This is a genomic window from Persicirhabdus sediminis (assembly GCF_016595495.1).
GTDB classification, from domain to species: domain Bacteria; phylum Verrucomicrobiota; class Verrucomicrobiia; order Verrucomicrobiales; family Akkermansiaceae; genus Persicirhabdus; species Persicirhabdus sediminis.
On the sequence record NZ_JAENIM010000047.1, the window covers coordinates 246,040 to 269,519 of the forward strand.

Below are 23,480 nucleotides of genomic sequence, written 5' to 3' on the forward strand. Positions count from 1 at the left end.
GCTCACGACGGTGGGCCTAGTTTGCTCTATTAATATGAGCGGCAATAAGTATAGACTGTAGGATAAACCTTTCTGAAGGATCCTATGTATTCGCTCACGCCTTCATATGGGTCAGCTTTTGGGGCTTTATAAATCCTCACCCCATGATGCCCTACCAAACCATTCCCACGGAATATATTTAAAGCATCGTCCTCTATTTTGTATCGAACATCTTCTTGTTCGAAAGAATAGTGATCAGGAAATAGCTCACCTAGCCGTGGATATTTTTCATAAATTTCAGCTGGCATTGTTATCTCGTCATGCCTGCTTGAAGACTTATCAACAGTCTGGTCAGCTAAAAGAACTTCCTCTCTTAAGGCCTGATAAAAAGCTTGGTCATTTTCAGCGACCGCCTGCTCGATGCCATCAAAATATGTCGGCACAGGTATGTATTTCATCCCAAGAGAGATCGCTAACATCACAGTACAAATCACAGCTGGCTGGTATTTCTTTTGAGTAAAAACACGAAACAAGCCAACAAACCAGCATACTAACATAACTATAAAAAAACAGAATTTAAGTAGGTCCCCATAAATGGCATTTCCAGCAATCAAACTCTTAATTTGTAAACCTGCCTGATAATATTGATCCGCAGTATAAAAATGAAGCACTGCATATCCTATGGTAGCCAATAAGCTAACCCACACTACTTTGGGAAAGTTCATACATCAGTTTTGATGCAAGCATTTGCTAATTAACAGATTTTTCTATCCCCATTATTCATTATATTTTCGCGCCTTCTTCGGCCAATGGACCTAGATTACCAAGTCGCTATTTTCCCCATTTGACATTGCGGGCATACGGCTAGAGAATCTGGCGAATTTACTTCCTCTGACATGGCAAAATTTTCTATCGGCATCGACCTCGGCACCAGCAACTGCGCACTTTCATTTGTTCGCCTCGACGACCCCGGTGCGATCACCGAGGTCTTTGAAATTCCCCAGTGGGACAGCCTCAACGGGCTGGCATCGCTGACCACCCTGCCGTCGTTTCTCTATCTACCCACAGCAGCCGAAGCCAGCCAGCTAGGAGGAGCTGATACTAATGGTTCCGCTGATTGGATTTCAGGATTGTTAGCTCGCAAGCGCTCCGGTGAAACACCGGGTCGCGTCGCCCTATCTGCTAAGTCGTGGTTATGTCACCACAGTGTGGACCGCAATGCTGAGTTCCTCCCTTGGGGCAGTGACGAGATTGATCACGAGGAAAAAATCTCACCTATCAAAGCGTCTGCGCTGTTGCTCAACTACCTGCGCGGCGCGTGGAATAACCACTTTGCTGCCATGGGGGCAGGGTTCAGTTTTGACGAGCAGGAGATCACGGTGACCGTGCCAGCTAGCTTTGATGCCGTCGCTCAAGGGCTAACGATAGAAGCTGCTAAGCTGGCTGGATTTCCTGAATCTATGCGCCTGCTAGAAGAGCCACAAGCAGCCTTTTACCGCTGGCTGGAAAAGTACAGCCAAGATCCAAAACACCTCTGGGAGCAGCTGCCCGAGCAGCCAAAAGCGGGAGAAAACCATCACGTCTTAGTCGTCGACATCGGCGGCGGCACCTCAGATTTCAGCTTATTTGAAATCAACCGTCAGTCTGGTGCGGCACTGCCAGTGATCAAACGCCTCGCGGTGAGCGACCACATTCTGCTAGGTGGTGATAACATCGACTTAGCCATTGCTCACCTCGCTGAACCAAAGCTAGCAGGAGAAGGCCAACAGCTTTCTGGCAGTCAGTGGTCATTCCTAACATCACGCTGTCGTGAGCTGAAGGAACACGTGCTCGGCCAAGACGGCGGTGGCGAAGAAGCATTCACCGTTTCGCTGCCGGGACGAGGCTCCAGCTTGCTGGCGTCGACCATCAGCACGGAGATCTCACGCACCGAGTTAGAGACTTTGCTGCTCGACGGATTTTTCCCTGACTGTCCAGCTGACGCCAAAGTTCAACAAGCCGACGCAGGTTTAAAAGAATGGGGGCTGCCATACGCGGCTGACAGCGCCATCACCCGCCATCTAGCTGAGTTCCTAGCTGGCCGCCCCGCCATCGACGCGGTATTATTTAATGGTGGCTCGCTGTATCCAGAAAAACTACGTCTGCGCCTGCAGGGGCAAATTGCTAGCTGGCAGAATGGCTATCAGCCGACCATGCTATCTAACCCAGAGCCAGATCTAGCCGTTGCTCGCGGTGCGGCGCGCTACGGGTCTGTGCTCAACAAGCGTAGCCAGCGCATTGAAGCGGGGGCCGCGCGCTCGGTCTACCTCGAGGTGCTGAACAAAGAAAAAGACAGCACACCTCAGCTGGTTTGTATTTTACCGCGTGGCGCAGAGCCTGAGCAGGCCTACGACATTGAAAGTCTCAAGCTCGAGCTGCGCATCAACCGACCAATTGAATTTCGCAGTTACTACTCTACTCGCCACAGCAAACATACAGCTGGCGAGATGTTAGCGCTAAAGGGCAAAGATTACCACAAGCTGCCGCCACTACAGACTATTGCTAGACTGAGCAACAAACCTGAAGAGTTAGAAGGTAATAGCATTCCGGTGAAACTGCGAGCCAAGCTCAACGAGCTGGGACTGCTACAGATCGAGTGCATTTCCACCGTCGAAGAAGTGGAGCAAACGTGGCCGCTAGAATTTAACCTACGCGTTGGTGAGCTGGAAGCGGAGACTGACCATACGCCTATCGACGTCGACCCTGGGGTTGAGCAATCAGCCATCGATGAAGCCGCTAGCTACCTAGAAAGTGCGCTGCAAAAACCAGCTGGCAAAGGACGCAAAGACAAACTCACTGCGCAACGATTGCTCAAAGAGTTAGAGCAGATTTTTGGTCTAGCGAAAGCTGACTGGAACTGGGTATTGATTCGCTCACTATGGCCAAGCATGGTGAAGACGATGGACTGCCGCAGTCTATCACCTGACCACGAAGAAGCGTGGTTGATTCTAGCTGGATTTTTCTTACGTCCGGGATACGGCACCGACCTCGACCCACACCGCATCGATGAACTTTGGCCGCTATTTGACGCTGGTCTAGCTAACAAAGGTAAAGGGATCAAACTGCAGGAATACATTCTCTGGCGTCGCATTGCCGGTGGACTGAGCGCCGAGCGCCAGACCGCCATCATCGGTCGCGAGATAGAAAAACTTCGCCTGCAGAAAAACCCACCAGCTGAGCTCGTTAGGTTAGCTGGATCATTTGAGCGCATCAGCCCGAGCATCAAATCTGAGCTGGTAGAGAATTTCCTCGGCAAGGCTGAGACCTTTGCTAGAGATGGCAAATACTGCGCGCCGTATTTGGTTTCGCTCAGCTTGCTACTCAACCGTACGCCAATGTATGCTGGCCAAGAAACCGTGGTTAGCCCGGAATTTGTCGACAAAGCGTACGATGCCTTCTGCGATCTCGACTGGACAAAAACCGAGCTGATAGAATTGCAAAACCTGTTCCTCAGAGCAGCCCGTGTGGTGGACAACCGCAGCCTCGATGTGGATGAAAAAATCCGCCTGAAGATTGCTAAGCAGCTGGATAAGGCAAAAGCGACGCCGCTGAAAGTCCAACGCGTTAGAGAGTTCATCCCAATGGAGCAGGCAGACAAAGCCAGCCTGTACGGCGAATCACTGCCTCCTGGCTTGGTGCTGAAATAATCTAGGCCAGAGCGCAGGCCAAACCACTGGCTGATTCTGCGCCTTTGACAGAGTCGGCCAGCCAAGGCATGGTATCCGCATGAGAGGAAAAATCATTCTAGTCATCAGCGTCATTTCACTGCTAGCCGCTGGCTATTTCTGGTGGTTTAATCCAGCAAAGGTGCTGGAGCGCCAAACTAACAAACTCGTAAACTCGCTCAACATTGCCGCTGACGACGGCCAAGTGGTGCGCGGCTATCAGAGCCAGAAATTCTCCTCTCTGCTCGACGATAACATTCTCATCCTGATTCCTTATTACGAGGCGAACAACGATTACGATAGAGATAAGTTAGTCACCAGCCAGCAAGCATTTTCCTATGGAGTGAAATCGTGCCAGCTGGAATACCAAATCCTCAGCGTCGAATTTCACAACGAAGAAGAAGCCAGCGTGAATGCCGAGTTCTCCGCTGAGGTCGTTAGAAAAAATGGCAAATCGCAGACCGAAGCATTTGCCGCTGAGCTGAAGTGGACTAAACGTGGATCCAGCTGGAAGCTCAGCTCCGTCAGATGGGAAAGATAGGAAGAGTGAATGGTGAAGAGAGAAGAGAGAATTGCTGGCTGATGGGTACGGGTCAGGACATCCTTTACACTTTGCTATTGCTCGCTATAATTTCCAACCATGAGCTCGGTTAGGGAACTTCCACTTATTGTGCCAAATAGGCACTTTAAGAAGATTCGGCGCAACATGCGCATCACGGCAGTGGTTAGTCCAATTCTCGAGGCGCTGGCTGGCATCACCTTTCTAGCTGGCTACGACATTTTCATTCCGCTGGTCTTATTTTGCATTTCCCAGCTGCTCAACAAGGCCTTTTTGCTAGACATCGATTCAGTGGAAAACAAAACAGAGCTAGCTGGCAAATTTGCTAAATTCCAACAGCTCTGCATCATGTTGCCGGTTTTCTTGATAATCATCTGGCTGTATATAGAGACAAAAGCACTCGCAGTTATTGATTACCTAGCAGAGCTACGTACGGACGGGCAATTTTTCCACTGGATGCCAATTTTAGCGGTCATCATTTACTTTATTGGTGAGTCGCTAACGCAGCTTAAATCTGAGTCTCAGCTGGACGATATGTATTTGTATCAAAGCCTCGCAGAGTGATTGGCTAGGCTGTGCATGGCGTTAAGCTATTCTCGATGCTAACTAGCGCTCAAGCGCAATCGTTAGGTAGTGGTGCTTCCAGCTACTTCCCAGCTACATGAGGCGGTGAAAGTCTGGCTAATTTTTTTGCTTAGCGCGGTGCTGGCTGGCAAAAATGCCTGATTTTAGCGATTGAGCTTTATCGATTTAAGCTGGTGCGCATACGTTTCGGAGTTCACCGCAGCTTGAGATCTGAGGAATTTGGTGTCAATGTACCCTTTAAGACACAAATCACTCATGCTGAAACGCTCTGATGATAAATACCGTGCTGGCGAGACAATCCAGCCAGCCCCAAACGAAACGATGGAATCACCTGACCAACCAACTCGCAAGTTCACCCGCCGCCACCTACTTACCTTTCTGATTCCGTCTCTGATTGGTATTTTTCTTTTTATGGCGCCAGTGCCGTATACCGATGGCGATAATGAAGGGCTATCGATTCCTATTGCCGTTTTGGCCAAAACAATGCTCGCTCTGCTGGGTGATCACGCGGTGACGCTGGCTGTATTGATGGTTTCTATCAGCGCCATTTTCTCCTCTATCTATATCTTTTGCAAACCGAGCTGGCTGGTGAATAATCGCTTTCTGGCTAGCTTGTTTCGCGTCACTGTCGGCTGGTACGCCACGCGCATGCTCGGCTTTGTCTTCATCTTGCTAGCCTACTTTGAAGTCGGCCCGGCGGCGATTTACCACGAGGATACTGGCGGATTGATTTTGCACGACCTGCTGCCGACGCTGCTGTGTGTGTTTACTTTTGCGGGCATGTTGCTGCCGCTGTTATTAAATTACGGATTGCTGGAATTCATCGGCACCATGCTGACGAAGATCATGCGTCCGGTTTTCCGTTTACCTGGCCGCTGTACGGTGGATAGTTTGGCATCATGGCTAGGTGACGGCAGCGTAGGTGTGCTGCTTACTAGCAAACAATACGAAGAGAAATTTTACACCAAACGTGAGGCGGCAGTGATAGCGACGAGCTTCTCTGCGGTTTCTATTACCTTTGCGCTGGTGGTGCTGGCTGAGGTGAGGCTCGAGCACATGTTTGTGCCCTTCTACCTGACCGTGTGTGTGGCTGGCTTTGTAGCCGCTATCATTACACCACGTATTCCACCGCTTTCTTTGATTAAAAATGAATTCATCGACGGCTCTACTGAAGCCGCTGATCGCGAGAAAATTCCAGCTGGCCACAGCCTGTTCAGCTGGAGCAAGCATCTCGCGCTGACTCGCGCAAGCAAGGCTAACTCCGTACGCACGCAGTTGAAAGAAGGTCTGCAAAACGTCTGCGACATGATTCTGGGTGTGCTGCCTGTGATCATGGCGGTGGGCACTGTGGCGCTGGTGATCAGCGAGAATACGCCAATCTTTGATTATTTGGGCAAGCCATTCATCCCGCTGCTCGAGCTGATGCGTCTGCCAGAAGCTGAGGCGGCCTCACGCACCTTGGTGGTTGGATTTGCCGACATGTTTGTGCCAGCTATCATTGCCGGCGGATCTATTGAAAGCGATATGACTCGTTTTGTCATCGCCGCGCTCTCCGTGACCCAGCTGATCTACTTGTCAGAAGTGGGTGCGCTGATCCTGGGCAGCAAGATTCCACTCAAGCTGTGGCAGCTGTTCATCATCTTCATCACCCGCACGCTGATTACCTTGCCGGTGATTATTCTCATGGCTCATCTGATTTTCAGAAATTAGCCACGCGCTGGCTGATCGTGCCAGCTGATGACCATATCCATTTTTACCACTCAGCCGTATTCGCTAGAATACGGCTGTTTTTCTTATAAAAAATTTGTTATCCAGACGAATAACCACAGCGGCGTGCGTATCTATGGGCACAACCACTGTCTCAGTCCATCAAACTAGCTCATCCTAAATATGCTTAAAAAACTACTCACTAGTATTTTTCTGACGATTTCCCTGCCAGCTCTGGCAGAAAAACCGCCAAACATCATCATCATCCTAGCTGACGATATGGCCTATGGCGCTCTCAGCTATACAGGCAACAAAGAGGTCACCACACCCAATATCGACATGCTCTGTGAGCAAGGCTTATTCTGCCCAGATGGCTACGCTACTCACGGTGTTTGTGCTCCATCTCGCGCTGGCCTGATGACTGGCCGCTACCAAGCTCGATTTGGCTACGAAACTCTCAGTGGACCTACTGAGCATGCCAAGGCGGTAAAGCACGGCGTGGATACCAATGAGCTATTCATTTCTGAGCTACTGCAGAAAAATGGTTACGCTACGGCTACCTACGGCAAGTGGCACCTCGGCGTGAATGAAGAATTTCAGCCGCTGCAACGTGGCTTTGACCACCAGTACGGATTTGCTGGCGGCGGTGGTCCATACTGGAACCGCGCAAACCACGGTCTCCTGTTCGACGGCAAACCAGTCGATTGGCCAGAAGGTGAAACGGAAAAAGGTGCCTACCAGCCAGATTTCCTCACCGATGATGCCATCAGCTGGATGAAGGAAGTTTCTCCAGCCAAGCCATTTTTCATCTACTTCGCGCCATACTCTGTACACGGTCCATTCCACGCGCCAGAGGAGCTGATCCCAGAGGGCAAACACCCAATGGTGGGCATGATGAAGGCCTTTGACAACAACATCGGCCGCATAGTGCAGGCAGTGAAAGATATGGGTGAATATGAAAATACTATCTTCATTTTCCTCAGCGATAATGGTGGCATTCCTAAGCTCTTTGAACATGGATTCACCAACGAGCCATACAGCGGTGGTAAAGCAGCTGTGGTAGAAGGTGGCATCCGCGTGCCATTCACATGGCTGTGGCCAGGAAAAATCGAAGGTGACCAATTTCCAGGTATCGTTTCCAGCCTAGACATTATGCCTACTCTAGCTGCGGTAGCTGGCGCTGATCTACCTACTGACCGCGAATACGACGGCATCAACCTGCTGCCAGCTCTCACCGGCAAATCTGAGCCAATAAGCGAGCGCACACTCTGCTGGCGCTGGCGCAATGGCCACGCCGTGCGTCAAGGAAAGTGGAAGCTGACATGGGAGCTCGATTGGGGGGAATTCCACAGACTCCGCAGAGAACAAGGGCTGGATGAGCCATCACCAACAGCACGCCCGAACCCAAATGATCGCTTCTCCTCACTGTATACCAAACCACGTCTTTACGACCTCAGCAAAGACCCAGGTGAAACCACAGATCTCTCCGCTCAGTTCCCTGAGATCGCCGAGCAGCTGAAAAAAGAGCTCGTCAAATTCGACAACCTCGCCAAACCAATCAGCCAAGAAGACATCGACGCGTGGCCAAAGCCATAAGCCTTACTATTAAGAATCAAAAAAAGGTGCACCCAGATTTTCTGAGTGCACCTTTTTTATTCTCCATCGAATACTTAGAATTGGCAAACCATCACAAGAAAGGCGGTTTGCAGCCGCGTATTGCTACGACTTATGATTTGGAGCGTCGGCGGCGGCAGACAAATACGCCGATAGTTAAAGCGAACATGCTTATCGAAGATGGCTCAGGAATCACAACTAAGCCCAGCTGTTCAAGTGCATTAGTCAACACCAACTCACCATCAGAAGTGAGGCTATCGACCCCAGCGCCCATGCCAAAATAAATACGATCACCGCCAAAACTCTCATCAGTTCTAGCTGGCACGGCATCCCCTGAACTCCAGCTGGTTAGCATAGCGAAGCCATTAGCGTCTTCGTGATTCAGTACCATATCTCCAGCTCCAACGTCGCTATTTGCAATCTGCCCAGTAGCAACCCCGTCGTTGAACAAATTAGCCATACCATTGGTCACTGTAACCCCAGCGAGAAGTGGGCTTGAGCTATTTTTCACGAATGTTTCAGCTCCGGCAGCTAACTCATCTGTCGACATCACTTCTGTATTCATCCAATCCCAGCGCGTATTTCGAACCAGGTAGGCAGATGTATTCAATAAACCAGCTGCCAAATTATTCCAATCGTCAGTCTCTGTCCCATCATCGTATTTACCACTGTTTACAGAGCCCATCATGATCACGACATCGCCCGCACCTGCAGTTGGAGGCCCCCCAAGATAGGTACCATAAACGATCTCCCCCAGAGATTCTGCTGTGAAAGTTGCCTCCAAATAGCTTTCCCATCTTGATTCAGGACCCGAGGCTCCAACAAGGTAGGTGGCTGCATGAGCTGAACAATTTACGATTAGCGATATCGCTAATGTTGCGGTGATCTTCTTAATTTTCATATTATAGAGTTGATTTACTATTAAAATAATAGACCGATCGGCTGCAAATCTTACAACCGGAATAAGTTACATTTTTCACGCTGAGCAAATTAACTCCAGCCGTCAATTAATTTTTAGAAAATAATATTTACCCGCAAAAATAATCACGCCAATCCATATACCGTAAAGCTCTTCCAGAGCAGCTGAAAAAAGAGCTCGCCAAATTCGACAAGCTCGCCAAACCAATCAGCCAAGAAGACCTCCACGCGTGGCCAAAACCATAGCCGATTGCTCTAATCTCAGATGAGCATCAGAAGAAGAAATCAGCGGGCTGAACCAGTCTTCTACTTAGCTTAAAATCAAAACCATTCCGGCTCGTTAGCGGGCTGAATGGGCTTAATTATCATCTAAATTTAATATTGTATGAGGCCGTCGACATCGACAGCTCCATATTTTTGCTTATACACGCGTTTACCTTACCGCCATTGACAGACGGCAGCTGTTATCTCCTGCAGCTAGCCGCATTTAGCTCTACCGAAGTCCAAAATCCTCTCAGCTGCATTCAGTTACAGATATTCATACGCTTATATAATTCATTGCCTTAGCTCGTCATACACGTCATATTGTCGTCCACCTAATTTCTATAGGTGGACACCAACCAATAAAAAAATTCACACACATGAGCAAATTGACGCGTCTTTCTAGCTGGTCGCACAGCCAGCTGATTCGGGGCGGAACACTAGCCGTGGCTTTGGCCATGACCGCTGGCGTTCATGCCGACACACCCATGAATGTTCTCTTCATCACCATTGATGATTTGAGCCGCGAAAGCATGGGAATTCACGGCAACCCCATTCCTAATATCACGCCTAATATGGACCGTATTGGTCACTCTGGACTGCGTTTCGAACACGCTCACGTTCAGACCGCCAACTGCACGCCATCGCGTAATATCATGCAGTCCGGCCAGTATGCTCATAAAAATGGCATCTACACGGTTTCCAATGTTGGCTCCGGCAACCAAGAGATCAAAAATACCATCGCGCACACATTCCAGCTGGCTGGCTACCACACCGGCATCATGGGCAAAAACAGCCACATGTCGCCATTCGATCCGTACACTGGATTTGATGTGGAATACGGTGGCTACGGCAGCACCAAAAGCCCGTCACTCATTTACCCCGCGCTAGATCTAGCATTTACTGATGCGGAAAATGCCGGCAAACCGCTGTATTTTAACCTCAACATCTTCGATCCACACGTCTCGTGGTTTGGCTGGCAAGACAACGCTCCAGACGGCACCGACAACGAAGAAGCGCCAAGCTTTATTTACACCCCAACCGGCAATGAATACGACGCCGGTGATGGCCAGGGGCCGCAAACATTTGATATCCCCTACCCAAGCTGGTTCCCAACGCTGACCACCGCTGAGCAAACTGCTCCAGGGGAAACTTATGGCATCATCGATGAGGTGACCGCCTACTACAATACCGTCAAACGCGCCGATGATTCCATTGGCGAAGTGCTGCGCGTACTCGACGATCGCCAAGCGTGGGACAATACCATCATTGTCTTTTACTCCGACCACGGCACCGAGCTGCCCGGCGCTAAAACCCAGCTGTACCAGCACTCTACCGTCTCGCCATGTTTTGTTTACTGGCCAGGTGTGACCGCCGCTGATTCGGAAAATACCAGCCACGTCATCGCCTCAATGGACCTCTACCCATCGCTCTGCGACATGGCAGGGATCCCTATTCCAGCTGGCCTCGACGGTCGCTCATTCGCCCCCATTGTCAAAGGCGAAACCGTGAGCAACTGGCCAGATCACGTTTACAAACAATCGCTGTCAAACTCACGCATGCGCGCCGTGCAGACCACCCAATTCCTGTACATTTTCAACCCGTGGTCCAATGGCACAAGCTCCGTCTCAACCGTCAGCACCGGCACACTTTCCTGGGAGCTCATCGAAGCGGCCTCCTCACAAGAAGCGCAAGACTGGGCGCAAAAATTCAAGCACCGTGTAGTAGAAGAACTCTACGACATCTCCACGGATCCAGATTGTAAAATCAACCTCATCGACGATGCCAACCACTCCGCCACGCTCGACCAACTGCGAGCAGCTATGGAGCAGTCCATGATCGATACCGACGACGAGCTCATCCTCCAGTATTATCAGACACGTGATGATGATTTTAACTTCACCCTAGACACACTCAACGCGTACATTTCGGCGCAGCAAGCAGTCACCAAAGCCAACAAAAACATCCCAGAAAAGGCACGTCATATCAACCACGACCCCTACGACGACTGGGTGGTTTTTGACTACACCATCCTAGAGCCAGCTGGCGAATGGGGCATCTGGGGCAGCTCTGATGGAAACTACACCATCGATGAAGACCTCGGCGAAAGCCAATCTGGCAAGTCCGCTATCAAGGTGACTGGCGATGTGGATGTTTCCCAGCTGGAAACTAACGATTTCCTCAATACCAGCAATCTCAGCTTGCTCAAGCTGGACGTCATGATTGCCGCTAACAACGTCAAAGCCAACGACGCTGACTTTGCCATTACCTTCCTCTACAATGACGGAACTAACGGGTGGTTAGAACTCACCGGCATCGACCAATCGTCCCTCGATAAAAATGATCTGCGCGATTTTAACAACAACGGAAAAACCGTCTACAGCTACTTCAACCTCGAATTCGAAACTCCTGATGGCGGGCTACCAGAAGAGTGTAAATTTGCCATCAAAGTCGACTTCGGCGGCAATACCTCAGGAGAAATTTACCTCGACTCGCTGCGCCTAACTGGCTGGGCGGATTGGACATCTGTGGCCAACGACGACTTCGAATCCGATACCGGCAGCTGGACTGGCGGCAACCTCGACAGCTCCAGCCAGATCAATGGAACTGGCAGTCTAAAAATCACCGGCGGCAACTCCGCTCAGCTGACCCCATCCATCGACGCCAGCGAGCTAGGATTCATCCGCTACGAAGGCCTATTCAGAACCACTAATTTTACTACCAGCTCAGCGGTCATCGTCGAATATTATACCGGAACCAGCTGGGACGTCGTCGAATCTATCGACTACGTGCTCGTCCAGCAAAATGGCTTCAACTACAGCTTCTGCGTCGACCTCAATAACATCGATCATATCTTCACGGATCAATTCCAGCTCAGGCTGCGCAGTGATGCAAGCAGCTCAGAAATCCTCTACCTAGACGAGTTAGCTGTCACGAGCAGACCAGTTGTCTTCATCCCAGAAGCAACCGCCCCAGACGGCCAAAACCTAGACTACAATACCGATATAAATGTGCCGCTCAACGTCACCGCCCCGGGCCTACTCAGCGGCCTCAGCGCAGACGAGCAAAGCACCTACTATCCGCAAATCATCACCGACCCAAGCTCAGGCGCGGTGTCTAACTTGCAGGCAGATGGATCATTCACCTTCACACCTGATAGCAACTTCATCGGCACGGATAGTTTCACATTCAACTTCACCGACGGCGAACTAACTGGTGACACCTACACAGCCACCATCGTCGTCTCAAACACTCTATCACCAGACCTGCAGATGGAGACTGGCGTCGTCCAGCTAGGAACCAGCTGGAGCACCATTAACCTAACCAATACCTACAGCTCGCCAATCATTGTCTGCACACCTACCCTGCCAGGTACCGATGAGCTGGCTAGAATCGTGCGCGTACGCAATACCTCAGCCAGCAGCTTCCAAGCCAAACTCCAACAACCAGACGGCGGCACCATCAGCACCAACAGCCCAGTCCACTACATCGTCGTCGAGGAAGGGCAATGGACACTAGCAGATGGCTCCAAGCTAGAAGCCCAACTTCTCACATCTAGCCAAACTGCTGGTAAAGGAAACTGGGATAATGTGGATGACTACAGCTACCAGCACAGCTTCACCAGCCCAGTAGTACTCGGCCAAGTCATGACAACAAATGGCGATGCATGGAGCACCTTCATCGCCAGAGCCAGCACTAACCGCGCTGATAATCCAACATTCGAAGACTGCCAGGTAGGCAAACATAACGGCAAACAATCAGGGGCTGCACGCGCCGATGAATTACTCGGTGTCATCGTTTTCGAAGCAGGCAGTGGAGCCGTTGGCGACGCCAACTTTGAAGCCAAAATCGGCGATAAAACCATCAAAGGCATAGAAAATGCATCTCCTCCATTTATCTATGATCTAGACGATGACCTACTAACACCCGCAGTGGCTATCTTATCCCAGTCAGCGATTCAGGTAAATGAAGGTTGCTGGCCAGCTCTCTTTGGCGCATCACCATTAGGCGCAAATTCTATCGACTTAATCGTTGATGAAGACTCACAATCTGGCACCGATGACGAACGCGTGCACAATGTTGAGCACGTTGCCTATCTCGTATTTGATAGCTCATTCAGCTACTCAGAACTAGAAGCTGATAGCAACAACGACGGCGTGCCAGACAGTTGGTACCAAGAGCACAACATTGATCCTAATACACCGGATCAAGCGGATACTGTCGGCGCTAACGGCCACACCTACGGTGACTCATACATTGCCGGCTTAGCCCCTAACGATCCTAGCTCACGTTTCATCATCAGTGATACCCAGCTGGAAAACAATGGCAGCGAGCACCAGCTGAAATGGCCAAGCGTAGACGGTCGTGTCTACTCGCTCTACAGCTCTACTGACTTGGTGGACTGGCAATTAAAACAAAGCAACATAGAAGCCACCGCGCCGGAGAACTCCACCACCGTAGCGGTTCCCGAGGGCGAAGATAAGGTTTTCTACAAACTCGAAGTCCAGATCGCTGGTTCAACAGCCGGTCCATAACCATTCATCAAACTATTTCATCGCGCGCGGCCCATGCCTCGCGCGATTTTTTTGCCCTCTACCAGCTAGAGATCTGCAGAAAATTCAGGCTGTCATTTCCAGCTGGACTTGGGCAAAATCCGCCACGTGAGCGCCGATCCAAATACCATCACCGTAACCCGCCTTGTACGCCGCATGCGCAACCTGCTCGAAATCGAGCTAGGCGAGCTCTGGGTGGAAGGTGAAATCAGCAACCTGCGCCGCCAAGCTAGCGGTCATTGTTATTTCACCCTCAAGGACGACGGTGCTCAGGTCTCCTGCGTGCTCTTTCGCGGCAATGCTCGCTATGCCAAAGTCCAGCCAGACAATGGCCTCAAGGTGAAAGTTTTTGGCGAGGTTTCTGTTTACGAGGCGCGTGGCCAGCTGCAGATGATCATCAAAAAAGTCGAGCCGTTAGGCGCTGGTGATCTGCAAGCACGCTTTGAAGCGCTCAAACAAAAGCTCAATGCCGAAGGGTTATTTGATGCCAGCCACAAAAAACCGCTGCCCAAATTTGCGCAAAAAATCGGCCTCATCACCTCACCTAGCGGAGCCGCGCTGCAAGACATGCTCAACGTACTCAGCCGCCGCGCCCCATGGGTGCAGCCCATTCTCTACCCAGTGCAAGTGCAAGGAGCTGGCGCAGAGCGTGGCATCGCCCGCGCCATCCACCAATGGTCTAACCCAGAAAAATTTAACCTGCCAGAAGTTGACCTCATCATCGTCGGTCGTGGAGGCGGATCGTTAGAAGACCTGTGGAACTTCAACGAGGAAATTGTCGCCCGCTGCATGCACGCGTGCCCCACCCCTATCATCTCAGCTGTTGGTCACGAGATTGATTTTACCATTGCGGATTTTGTAGCTGACCACAGAGCGCCCACTCCATCAGCCGCAGCAGAAATTGCCGTACCTAATGGTGCCGACCTCAGACATAAAGTAGAAGTACTACGCCAAGCCATGCGCCGCAGTGTGGCTAACAAGCTACGCCACCACGACACTCAGCTGGCATCCATACGCCGCACAGCCATCCCTAAAAACCCTGAAAGGCTACTCTCTCAGGCGATTCAAAAAGTCGACAACTCACGCGACCAGCTAGAATCCGCCGCTCACAAACATCTCGATCATCTCACTGCTAGATTAGAAAAAATCCAGCTGCGACACGAACATGTCCACCCAGAGAAAGTCATGCTGCGCCGTGCCGAAAAACTCGACCAGCTAGACAGATCGCTGAAAAACGCGCTCGACCACCAGCTGGACAACAAAGCCAAAAAGCTTAACCAGCTAGCCGGCATGCTGCGCACCCTTGGCCCAGAGTCAGTTCTATCAAGAGGTTACTCTATCACCCTCGATGCAGCTGGCAAAGTAGTCACCAAAGAAAGCGATGTTAGTTCGGGCGACATCCTCACCACCAAACTTCATCAAGGTGAGCTGAGCTCAACTGTTAATGACAAATAATCCTGCCCTCTAGCTACTTTTAAAGTTGAAGATTTCGGCTGAGCTGTCAGAAAATGATAGTGTTATGTCAGATCTGTCCAGACTTCGCCGCGCGGGCGTGCTCATCCCTGTATTCTCTCTTCGCAGAAGTGATTCCTCCCCACTCGCCCAGCTAGGAATTGGCGATACCGCAGCCCTGCGTGAAGCCATCGATTGGGCAGCCGAACACAAAGTTGGCTTCCTCCAGCTACTGCCTATCAACGAAACCGGCGCTGATAGTAGCCCGTACAATGCTATCAGCTCGTGCGCGCTCGATCCCGTCTTGCTAGATCTAGCCGCTATTCCGGAAATCACGGAACAAGATGCCGCTGACCTCCTAGCAGGTGAAAGCTACGCGCCTTCGGAAACCAAACTGGTAGACTACTCACGTGTCGGCGATCTCAAATGGGCACTGCTCCGTCAGGGTTTTGAGAGATTTTGGAAAGCTGATGCTAACAACCAAGAGCTAGCTAAATTCCGCCAACAAGAAGGTGTCTGGCTGAAAGAATATTGCGACTTCCGCTGGCTCATGTACCTCAGCGAAAACAACGAGCGCTGGGACGAATGGCCTGAAGAATACAATACCGCTACCAAAGCGAGAATTTACCTCAAAAAACGCCACGACAGCGAGCCTGAAGTCGTCGACAAAGCGCTCGCTTTCTACGCCTGGATCCAGTGGCACGCCTACACACAATGGCGAGACCTACACAATTACGGATCAAAGTTAGACGTCAAACTTATGGGCGACGTCCCTATCGGCATCTCCTACTACAGCTCTGATGTTTTCTTCGAGCCACAATGGTTCGAGCCCGAGTGGTTTGGCGGCGCCCCACCAGAAACAGTCTTCAAAGACGATCCGTTTGCCTGCAAATGGGGACAGAACTGGGGCATCCCCGCTTACCGATGGAATCACATGGCGGAAGATAATTTCAGCTGGTGGCGTAGACGCATCGAGAAACTAACGGATGTGTTCCACATCTTCCGCATCGACCACATCCTCGGGTTCTATCGCATCTTTTCATTCCCGTGGCATCCATCTAGAAATGATGAATTTCTGCCGCTAGACCATAAGGAGGCCGAAGAACTAACGGGTGGGTATTTGCCAAAATTCCTCCCCCACGACGACGACACAGAATATCACAGATCTATCAACCTGAAGGCTGGTGACCGCTATCTCAAAATGGTGTTAGAAGCAGCTGGTGGCAGCGAAGTCGTCGGCGAAGATCTCGGCATGGTGCCAGACTACGTGCGTCCACACCTCGCTAAGTTAGGCATTGCTGGGTTCAAGATTTGCCATTGGGAAATGAACTGGCACGGCCACTGCCTCAGCGGCAAACATTACCCAGAGTGCTCATTTGCCACCTTTGCTACTCATGATCATCCATCCATTCCCGCCATGTGGCGCGACTGGGTAGACATGGCTCACAGCCCCGACGGCAACGTGCGCCTCGGCGGAATCGCGGGGCTCCGTCTCGTCTGTGAATTCGCAGGCATGCCCACTGGAGAAAACTATCACGCCTACGGCAAGTACAACCAGCTGGTCAAATGGGCGATGCTGCGCGCGCTTTTCAAATCCAAAGCAAACTACGCAGCCATCATGATCACCGACCTGCTAGACAGCACTGAGCGCATCAATATCCCAGGTACTGTGGGCGGAGCTAACTGGCGCTACCGAATGCCTTGGCCAATCCAACAAATGCCAAAAGAATTCCGCGAAGAATCACGCACACTCAGCCGCACGATAGCCAAATGCAAGCGCTCAGCCGCCAAACCAAAACGCTATCAAGCATCAAAATTCGCCAAGTTTGAGGAAGATGAATAGTCACTAACAAGCTACTTCATCGACTCATCATTCAGCGAATACTAACAACTCTACATATGCTTAATCAAAAGCTAATTGCAATTGCCCTCCTCTTTCTCTTGTCCCATTTTTCTACTGCTGACGAGTATAGAACTTGGACATCGAAAGATGGTAGCAAGTCCATAGAAGCGAAGATGCTAGATCGCAAGCCCGACAGTTCTGAGATCAAAATTCAGTATAAAAACCATGATTGTGTCTGGGTAAAGGCCGACTTTTTCTCAACAGCAGACCAATCCTATATTTCTGAATGGACGAGCTATGATGTCAAACTATACGCACGGACAATAGCCATGGGCTCACAAAGGTTCCGCTGGTCACACACTTGGGGAAAATTCAATACAGATGGTTCAGCTACAATTATAAATTGGAACGGAAAGAGCAAAGACCAGTACAGAGTCATTGGCGTAGACATAGAAAACAGAGGCCACGCTTCCAGGCACTTAGTTGAGGTCTTTTGGTTTGGATTCCCTTTGGGTAACAAAGCAAAACGTTTTGTAACCAGCTACTCAGCTAATATGGTCGATATTTCTCCTAGAGAGAAAATAGCTCTCGGGATCGACTCGTCATACAATGTCACCGAATCGCATCTCACAGTTCTAACTAGAGAGTCTGCTTACGATAATTGGAAGGGTTTCCGAGAGTCTACATGGACAGGCCACAGCTATGCAGGTTGGGCTGTTCGCGTCAGTGACGGCTACGGCAACCTTCTTGAAGAGGTGGCAGCTCAGCCAGCATTCTTGTCCCACCTTGAAAGCTACCCTATTCCAGCTGATAAAAAACTGGTTCAGCAGAAGAAACTCGTCAGTACGAAAAAAGAAAATCCCTCAAGTCCAACAGTTGTCAAAAAAGCGAGTTCCACGAACTCAGCCGAACAAGAATATGAGTTAGCTAACTTCAAATGGGTAACTAGTGATGCTGAATTAGAAAAGAAAATCAGTGTAGCTGACTTCTACCCCATTCACGACAAAGTCAAAATTGAACTAGACTTCAAGGCCCCTTCAACTGAGTCAATTGATAGCAAATCTGATATTGAATTCAGCTTTAAAGTTGGCTCAAACAAGTACAGTCCAACGACATCAATCATCCGACTAAAACAAGGAGACAAGGTGATAGCCCAACGTAAAGGAGCCAAAAAATCGCAATGGGTAAATTTCAAAATCAACAAAGATCTAATCTCCAACAAAGAGCGGCTGAAATTTTCTATCGAATGCCGAGGCAACGCCGTACACATTCAAAAAAGTGGTAATGACCCTCTAGTAAAACTTGTAGCGAAGTAAATTTGTAAGCCACCCAGCCCACCCTAGCGGTGGTGCGTCATCGCTAGGTGCTCGATGCCGGCGTCGATGAAGGTTTCACCGTGGGCGACGAAGCCTAACTTCTCATAGAATTCCAGTGCCGACAGCTGGGCATTGAGATGGATCTCTGCCATTCCCAGCTGGCTGGCGCGCTCTATCAACGCGAGCATGATGGCTTGGCCGACACCTTGTCCACGAGCAGACTTGACCACGGCAACGCGGCCAATATGACCGTCTGGCAAGAGCCGGCCCGTGCCAATGGCTGAGTGGCCACTATAAGCTAATACATGATGGCAGCAGGCGTCGCGACCATCTACCTCCAGCTCGACGGGCACGTTTTGTTCATCGACAAATACCTCGTAGCGGATCGCTAGGATCTGCTCATGGTCCGCTAACCAGCTAGCTGGCTGAATCTTCCATTGTGGGCTAGCTTGATTTGAATCTATCATTCTTTGTTAGCCGCGCGGCTGAGCACTTCGTTGGCGTATTTTTGCACGCTGGCCTCGGTAGAGTTTTCACTGAGGTAGTTTAGCCACTCGCTGATAGCTGGATCAGGCAGCATCGGCTCCAGCGTGGATAGAACTTGGCTGGTCATCTTTGGCCCAGGCTCGTTGTCGAGAACCTCTAGCAGGTTGTTACGTAATCTTTCATCATTCACCCCGCGGAGATTTTCCATCAACATCCAGCGGTCGAACATGGTGCTTTTATCATCAGCTAGACCGTCCCAGAGGTCCATCATGGAGCTCACTACGGCTTCATCAATGCGCCCTTCTTCTTTCAGCAAAGCAAGTGCTTCGAGCCTATCTTTTTTGCTCATCTCTTCGTCTAGCGCTTTCTGATAGGCTTCGTCGACTTTGGCATTCATCGCTTCAAAATGCGCCAGCACGCCAAGGCTCTCTAGCCTCTGCTCTAGCTCGTTCTGGCGTACTGCTAGATCGGCCACTGAGCCACCAGCAGAATTGTCATTGATTGACTGTGAGCTCTGGCTGTTATCGGCTGTGGCTGCAGAACTGGCATATGATGTTTGCCCCATGCGGGCTTCCAGCCGGTTGATGTTGCGTTCCAGTTTATCTACCTGCTGCTGGATGCGCTGGAGTGTCTGTTGCTCACCAGCTGGCTCATCCTTTGGCCAAACGGCCACTACTACTGCTAGGCCAGCCAGCACAGCTGCTCCTGCGGAGAAAATTTCAGTGCGATTCATGTTTCCACTCTGCCTCAGATTCACGGTTCTGCAAGGATTCTCAGCTGGCTTTCTATGGAAACAAAAAAGCCCCTGTTTTGGTGAATCCAAAACAGGGGCTCGGCGGTTAAATTGTCTTTGGCTTAGCCGAACAGACAGCAGCATGAGCTGCTAATAGTTACGATCAGTGCGAGGATAGTTAGTTTGATTGCTGTTTTCATTAGGTTGTAATTAGAATTCACCACCCACTAAACAAATATTTGATTAGCTGGCAATACATGACATCAAAACCTACTAACAACTTCACCCACTAGCTAGCTAGATTAGTCGGCATTAGCAGCGAGTTTGTGATTGAGAGCGATCGAGCTACGCAGGCTCTGCATCTGCACAATCAATGCTTCATGCTCTTTGGCTATTTTAGCAATTTCCGCATCCGAGTAGAAATTTTGCCCAACGTAGTTGCCCACGCCGATGTAGTCATTGACCATATCATTTTCCAACAGCTGGATATCATTGGCAATTCTAGCCATGTCTTGGTTGGCTTTGCCGATGCTCTGATAGGCTGACGATGCCTGAGCTCTGAGTCGCTTGCGCTCTTCGGTGATGCGTTCTTCCAGCAAGGTAATCTCGGCATCTACATCGCCGATTTTACTGCCGTAGGATTCGCGCTCCTCTTTGAATTTGCTGAACTCAACTTTCAGCGACTTCATTTTTTCTAAATCTTCTGAGATATCAACGCTGTCGCCTTGCTCTTCTCTAAGCACGCGGATTTTCATCTGAATGCCCTCGTAGCTGCGCTTCACTTTCTGTGCATCTACGTAGATAGCTTCGCGCTTGCGCACCAGTTCTTCGGCCTTTTGGATCAAGTGATCACGCTGGCGCACAAGGTCGTGGCAGGCTTCATTAACTTGATGCACAATCGAGTTCCTATCATCGTGTGATGAATTTAGGTATTCCTCAGCGTCTTGCAGTTGTGTCTGCAGTTTTTTCTGATCGGCATGCATTTTACGCAGCCGCCAGTATTCAACGTGCAGTGGCTCAATATGTTCGACGTCCTGCCAAATATGCGCACCAAGGAACTCTTCAGCCTGCCTAAGCAGGTGAATCTCTTCACCTGCATCAGTCAACCTCTTGGTTTTGCGGTAAATGCCAAAGGACTGAAGAATCCTCGCGATGATATACTTGGTTGCGTTCATTTTGCTAATGCAGCCTGAAACTGTAGCGTCCTACAGGGGGCTGACGCAACCAGTCTTATGATTTTATTTTTTTCTGCAAGTCTTCAATTACAGTGAAATCTTCCAAGGTGGTTACATTGCCGGTAACTTCCCCTGTTGCAACGAGTTCTTTTAACAAACGTCGCATAATTTTACCCGAACGAGTTTTTGGTAATACAGGCGTGCAGTACACTTCATCGGGCTTAGCAATGGCTCCAATAACCTGGCCAACGTGATTTCTGAGCTCTTTTTCCAGCTCAGCTGTGGCCTCAATACCTTGCTTTAGAGTGACAAATGCCACCACGGCTTGACCTTTGATCTCGTGCGGACGACCAACTACGGCAGCTTCAGCTACAGTTGGGTGAGCGACAAGCGCACTTTCCACCTCAGCAGTGCCGAGTCGGTGACCAGAAACATTGAGCACATCATCGAGGCGCCCAACGATCCAGAAGTTGCCTTTTTCATCACGGCGAGCACCATCTCCCACGGTGTAAATTCCCTCAAAATCATTCCAGTAAGTTTCTTGGAAACGTTGCGGGTCACCGTAAATACCTCTCAGCATTGACGGCCACGGCTTGCGAATCATCAAGCGGCCACCTTCATTGGCGCCTACTTCCTCACCTTCTTCATCCAGAATAACGGCTTCTACACCAAAAAACGGCTGGGTACAGGTTCCCGGTTTGATCGGTGTACAGCCAGGCAGCGGCGCAATCATGATCGCGCCAGTTTCAGTCTGCCACCAAGTATCGACGATAGGACAGCGTCCGCCGCCGATTTTATTGTAATACCACATCCACGCCTCTGGGTTGATTGGCTCACCCACGGTGCCCAGCAGGCGCAGGGAGGATAAATCATTAGCTTCAGGGAAAGCGTCTCCAGCTTTGATGAAGGCACGGATGGCTGTTGGTGCCGTGTAGAAAATGCTCACTTTATACGCCTCAATCATTTGCCAGAAACGACCAAAGTCAGGGAAATTAGGCGCGCCTTCATACATCAGCTGGGTCGCTCCCATCGCTAATGGTCCGTAGGTGATGTAGGAGTGCCCAGTGATCCAGCCCACATCAGCGGTGCACCAATAAACATCCTCTTCACGCATATCAAAGATGTACTTACAAGTAGTATAAGCACCCGTGAGGTAACCGCCAGAGCTGTGTAAAATCCCCTTTGGTTTTCCTGTGGAGCCCGAAGTATAAAGGATAAACAGCGGAGTCTCGCTATCAAAAGATTTAGCTTCGTGTTCGTTAGATGCGACTGCTGCCATTTCGTGCCACCAGACATCGCGGCCAGCCACCATATCAATCTCATTTTCCGTGCGCTTGACTACCACGCAAGTTTTCACGCCTGCATATTTTTCCAATGCCGCATCGACACTAGCCTTCAAGGGGACGATAGATCCACGGCGCCAACCACCATCAGCAGTGATCACAGCTTCCGCTTTGCAGTCCTCTAGACGGTCGAGAATAGACTCTGCGGAAAACCCACCAAAAACCACTGAGTGGATGGCTCCAATACGCGCGCAGGCCAGCATCGCAATACTCGCTTCAGGAATCATCGGCATGTAAATCAATACCCGCTGGCCTTTTTCCACACCACGAGACTCCAGCACATTAGCCATTTTACAGACCTCGTCCTGCAGTTGTTTATAAGATAATGTCAGCTTATCGCCTGGTTCACCTTCCCAAATAATCGCAGCCTTATCGCCACGACCAGCTGCTACATGCCTATCTACGCAGTTTTCAGCCACGTTCAGCTCACCACCTACAAACCACTTGGCATTGGGCGGCTGCCAATCAAGCACCTCATCCCACGGCTTACTCCACTGCAACTCATTAGCCTCACGAGCCCAAAACACATCTGGCTGCTCAATAGACTCTTTGTACATCTCATTATATTGCTCCATGCTCGAGATGCGTGCCTTGCTGCGAAATTCTTCAGACGGCAAAAATTCTCTATCCTCAATCAAATGATTTTCAATATTCTGGCTCATAGGGTGAAACACTGGTTCGTATAATATGCGAAGATTATCAGCCAATATGCAGATGACAATTTTGTTTTCCCCGCAATTTTTAGTGATATTTGGCAATCATCAATGATTTTAAACATGAGCACACAACTTAACTCACTTATTTTAAGTCCAGCTAGCTAGATTTTCCAGATTAACTGGCTTATCTCAGGCTAGCCTAGACTCGCACCCTCGATGCCAAACATGAAACTAAGAGCGGTGCTAAAGCACACGCACTCAAAACGCCATTCGCCCAGCTATAAACCTCGGCGTACTCGCACCTGTAGCGAGCCTGCGAGCGCACGTTCTACCTGCAGCGCAGCGAACTTTAGGGCGCAGCCCGTTCTTTCAGGCAGCAAGCCGTACCTGCAGCGAGCTTGCGAGCGCACCTTAGGCCGAAGCCCGTACTTTCAGGCCGCAGGCCGTACTTGCACTGCTCACTGATCACTTATTCCCACTGATCACTCCCGCGCAGCGGGTCACAAAAAAGCCCTTACTAAGCTTTCACTTAGTAAGGGCATATAAACCTGGCAACGACCTACTCTCACATGGCCTATCGCCACACTACCATCGGC

General features: G+C 50.3%; 16 protein-coding genes. 10 read left to right on the forward strand and 6 right to left on the reverse strand.

What is annotated here, in order from left to right; genetic code table 11:
- Positions 1 to 29: 29 nt before the first annotated feature.
- Positions 30 to 704, reverse strand: a complete 675-nt coding sequence (locus tag JIN82_RS16970; protein ID WP_200312865.1) for a hypothetical protein — start codon at positions 702 to 704, stop codon at positions 30 to 32.
- A 171-nt stretch (positions 705 to 875) separates the two neighbouring features.
- On the opposite strand from JIN82_RS16970, the gene JIN82_RS16975 reads away from it, so the two are divergent.
- From JIN82_RS16975 to JIN82_RS16995, 6 genes are all read left to right on the forward strand, one after another.
- Positions 876 to 3,665 (forward strand): hsp70 family protein, encoded by a 2,790-nt coding sequence (locus tag JIN82_RS16975; RefSeq protein WP_200312866.1) that lies wholly within the window; start codon positions 876 to 878, stop codon positions 3,663 to 3,665.
- A gap of 79 nt (positions 3,666 to 3,744) precedes the next feature.
- A complete protein-coding gene (locus JIN82_RS16980) occupies positions 3,745 to 4,224 on the forward strand; it encodes a hypothetical protein (protein ID WP_200312867.1) in 480 nt (159 codons plus the stop codon).
- 99 nt (positions 4,225 to 4,323) lie between these two features.
- The gene (locus JIN82_RS16985) at positions 4,324 to 4,806 is read left to right on the forward strand and encodes a hypothetical protein (RefSeq protein WP_200312868.1); all 483 of its coding nucleotides are present in this window, start codon (positions 4,324 to 4,326) and stop codon (positions 4,804 to 4,806) included.
- A gap of 342 nt (positions 4,807 to 5,148) precedes the next feature.
- Positions 5,149 to 6,537, forward strand: a complete 1,389-nt coding sequence (locus JIN82_RS16990) for a YjiH family protein (protein WP_343221756.1) — start codon at positions 5,149 to 5,151, stop codon at positions 6,535 to 6,537.
- A 27-nt stretch (positions 6,538 to 6,564) separates the two neighbouring features.
- A complete protein-coding gene (locus JIN82_RS17410) occupies positions 6,565 to 6,705 on the forward strand; it encodes a hypothetical protein (protein WP_234042141.1) in 141 nt (46 codons plus the stop codon).
- A gap of 12 nt (positions 6,706 to 6,717) precedes the next feature.
- Positions 6,718 to 8,130, forward strand: a complete 1,413-nt coding sequence (locus JIN82_RS16995) for a sulfatase-like hydrolase/transferase (protein WP_200312870.1) — start codon at positions 6,718 to 6,720, stop codon at positions 8,128 to 8,130.
- A 130-nt stretch (positions 8,131 to 8,260) separates the two neighbouring features.
- On the opposite strand, the gene JIN82_RS17000 is transcribed toward JIN82_RS16995, so the two are convergent.
- Positions 8,261 to 9,049, reverse strand: a complete 789-nt coding sequence (locus tag JIN82_RS17000; protein WP_200312871.1) for a PEP-CTERM sorting domain-containing protein — start codon at positions 9,047 to 9,049, stop codon at positions 8,261 to 8,263.
- A gap of 658 nt (positions 9,050 to 9,707) precedes the next feature.
- Here JIN82_RS17000 and JIN82_RS17005 point away from each other — a divergent pair.
- From JIN82_RS17005 to JIN82_RS17020, 4 genes are all read left to right on the forward strand, one after another.
- Positions 9,708 to 13,862 carry a sulfatase-like hydrolase/transferase gene (locus JIN82_RS17005; RefSeq protein WP_200312872.1) on the forward strand — a complete coding sequence of 1,385 codons (4,155 nt, stop codon included), beginning with the start codon at positions 9,708 to 9,710 and terminating at the stop codon, positions 13,860 to 13,862.
- A gap of 126 nt (positions 13,863 to 13,988) precedes the next feature.
- Positions 13,989 to 15,335, forward strand: coding sequence for an exodeoxyribonuclease VII large subunit (xseA, locus tag JIN82_RS17010; RefSeq protein WP_200312873.1), 1,347 nt, complete (start codon positions 13,989 to 13,991; stop codon positions 15,333 to 15,335).
- Between the two features lie 64 nt (positions 15,336 to 15,399).
- Positions 15,400 to 17,175, forward strand: a complete 1,776-nt coding sequence (locus tag JIN82_RS17015; RefSeq protein ID WP_200312874.1) for a 4-alpha-glucanotransferase — start codon at positions 15,400 to 15,402, stop codon at positions 17,173 to 17,175.
- Positions 17,176 to 17,231: 56 nt separating this feature from the next.
- The gene (locus tag JIN82_RS17020) at positions 17,232 to 18,491 is read left to right on the forward strand and encodes a hypothetical protein (RefSeq protein ID WP_200312875.1); all 1,260 of its coding nucleotides are present in this window, start codon (positions 17,232 to 17,234) and stop codon (positions 18,489 to 18,491) included.
- A 23-nt stretch (positions 18,492 to 18,514) separates the two neighbouring features.
- Here the strand turns inward: JIN82_RS17020 and JIN82_RS17025 are convergent, their stop codons facing one another.
- The 4 genes from JIN82_RS17025 to acs form a co-directional block, all read right to left on the reverse strand.
- Positions 18,515 to 18,958, reverse strand: a complete 444-nt coding sequence (locus JIN82_RS17025; RefSeq protein ID WP_200312876.1) for a GNAT family N-acetyltransferase — start codon at positions 18,956 to 18,958, stop codon at positions 18,515 to 18,517.
- On the reverse strand, positions 18,955 to 19,710 hold the full coding sequence (locus tag JIN82_RS17030) for a hypothetical protein (RefSeq protein WP_200312877.1): 756 nt from the start codon (positions 19,708 to 19,710) through the stop codon (positions 18,955 to 18,957). Before JIN82_RS17030 ends, JIN82_RS17025 begins: the two co-directional genes overlap by 4 nt.
- A gap of 302 nt (positions 19,711 to 20,012) precedes the next feature.
- Positions 20,013 to 20,885, reverse strand: a complete 873-nt coding sequence (locus JIN82_RS17035; RefSeq protein WP_200312878.1) for a hypothetical protein — start codon at positions 20,883 to 20,885, stop codon at positions 20,013 to 20,015.
- Positions 20,886 to 20,940: 55 nt separating this feature from the next.
- Positions 20,941 to 22,890: an acetate--CoA ligase gene (gene acs, locus JIN82_RS17040; protein ID WP_200312879.1), complete on the reverse strand. Its 1,950-nt coding sequence runs from the start codon at positions 22,888 to 22,890 to the stop codon at positions 20,941 to 20,943.
- Between the last annotated feature and the right edge of the window lie 590 nt (positions 22,891 to 23,480).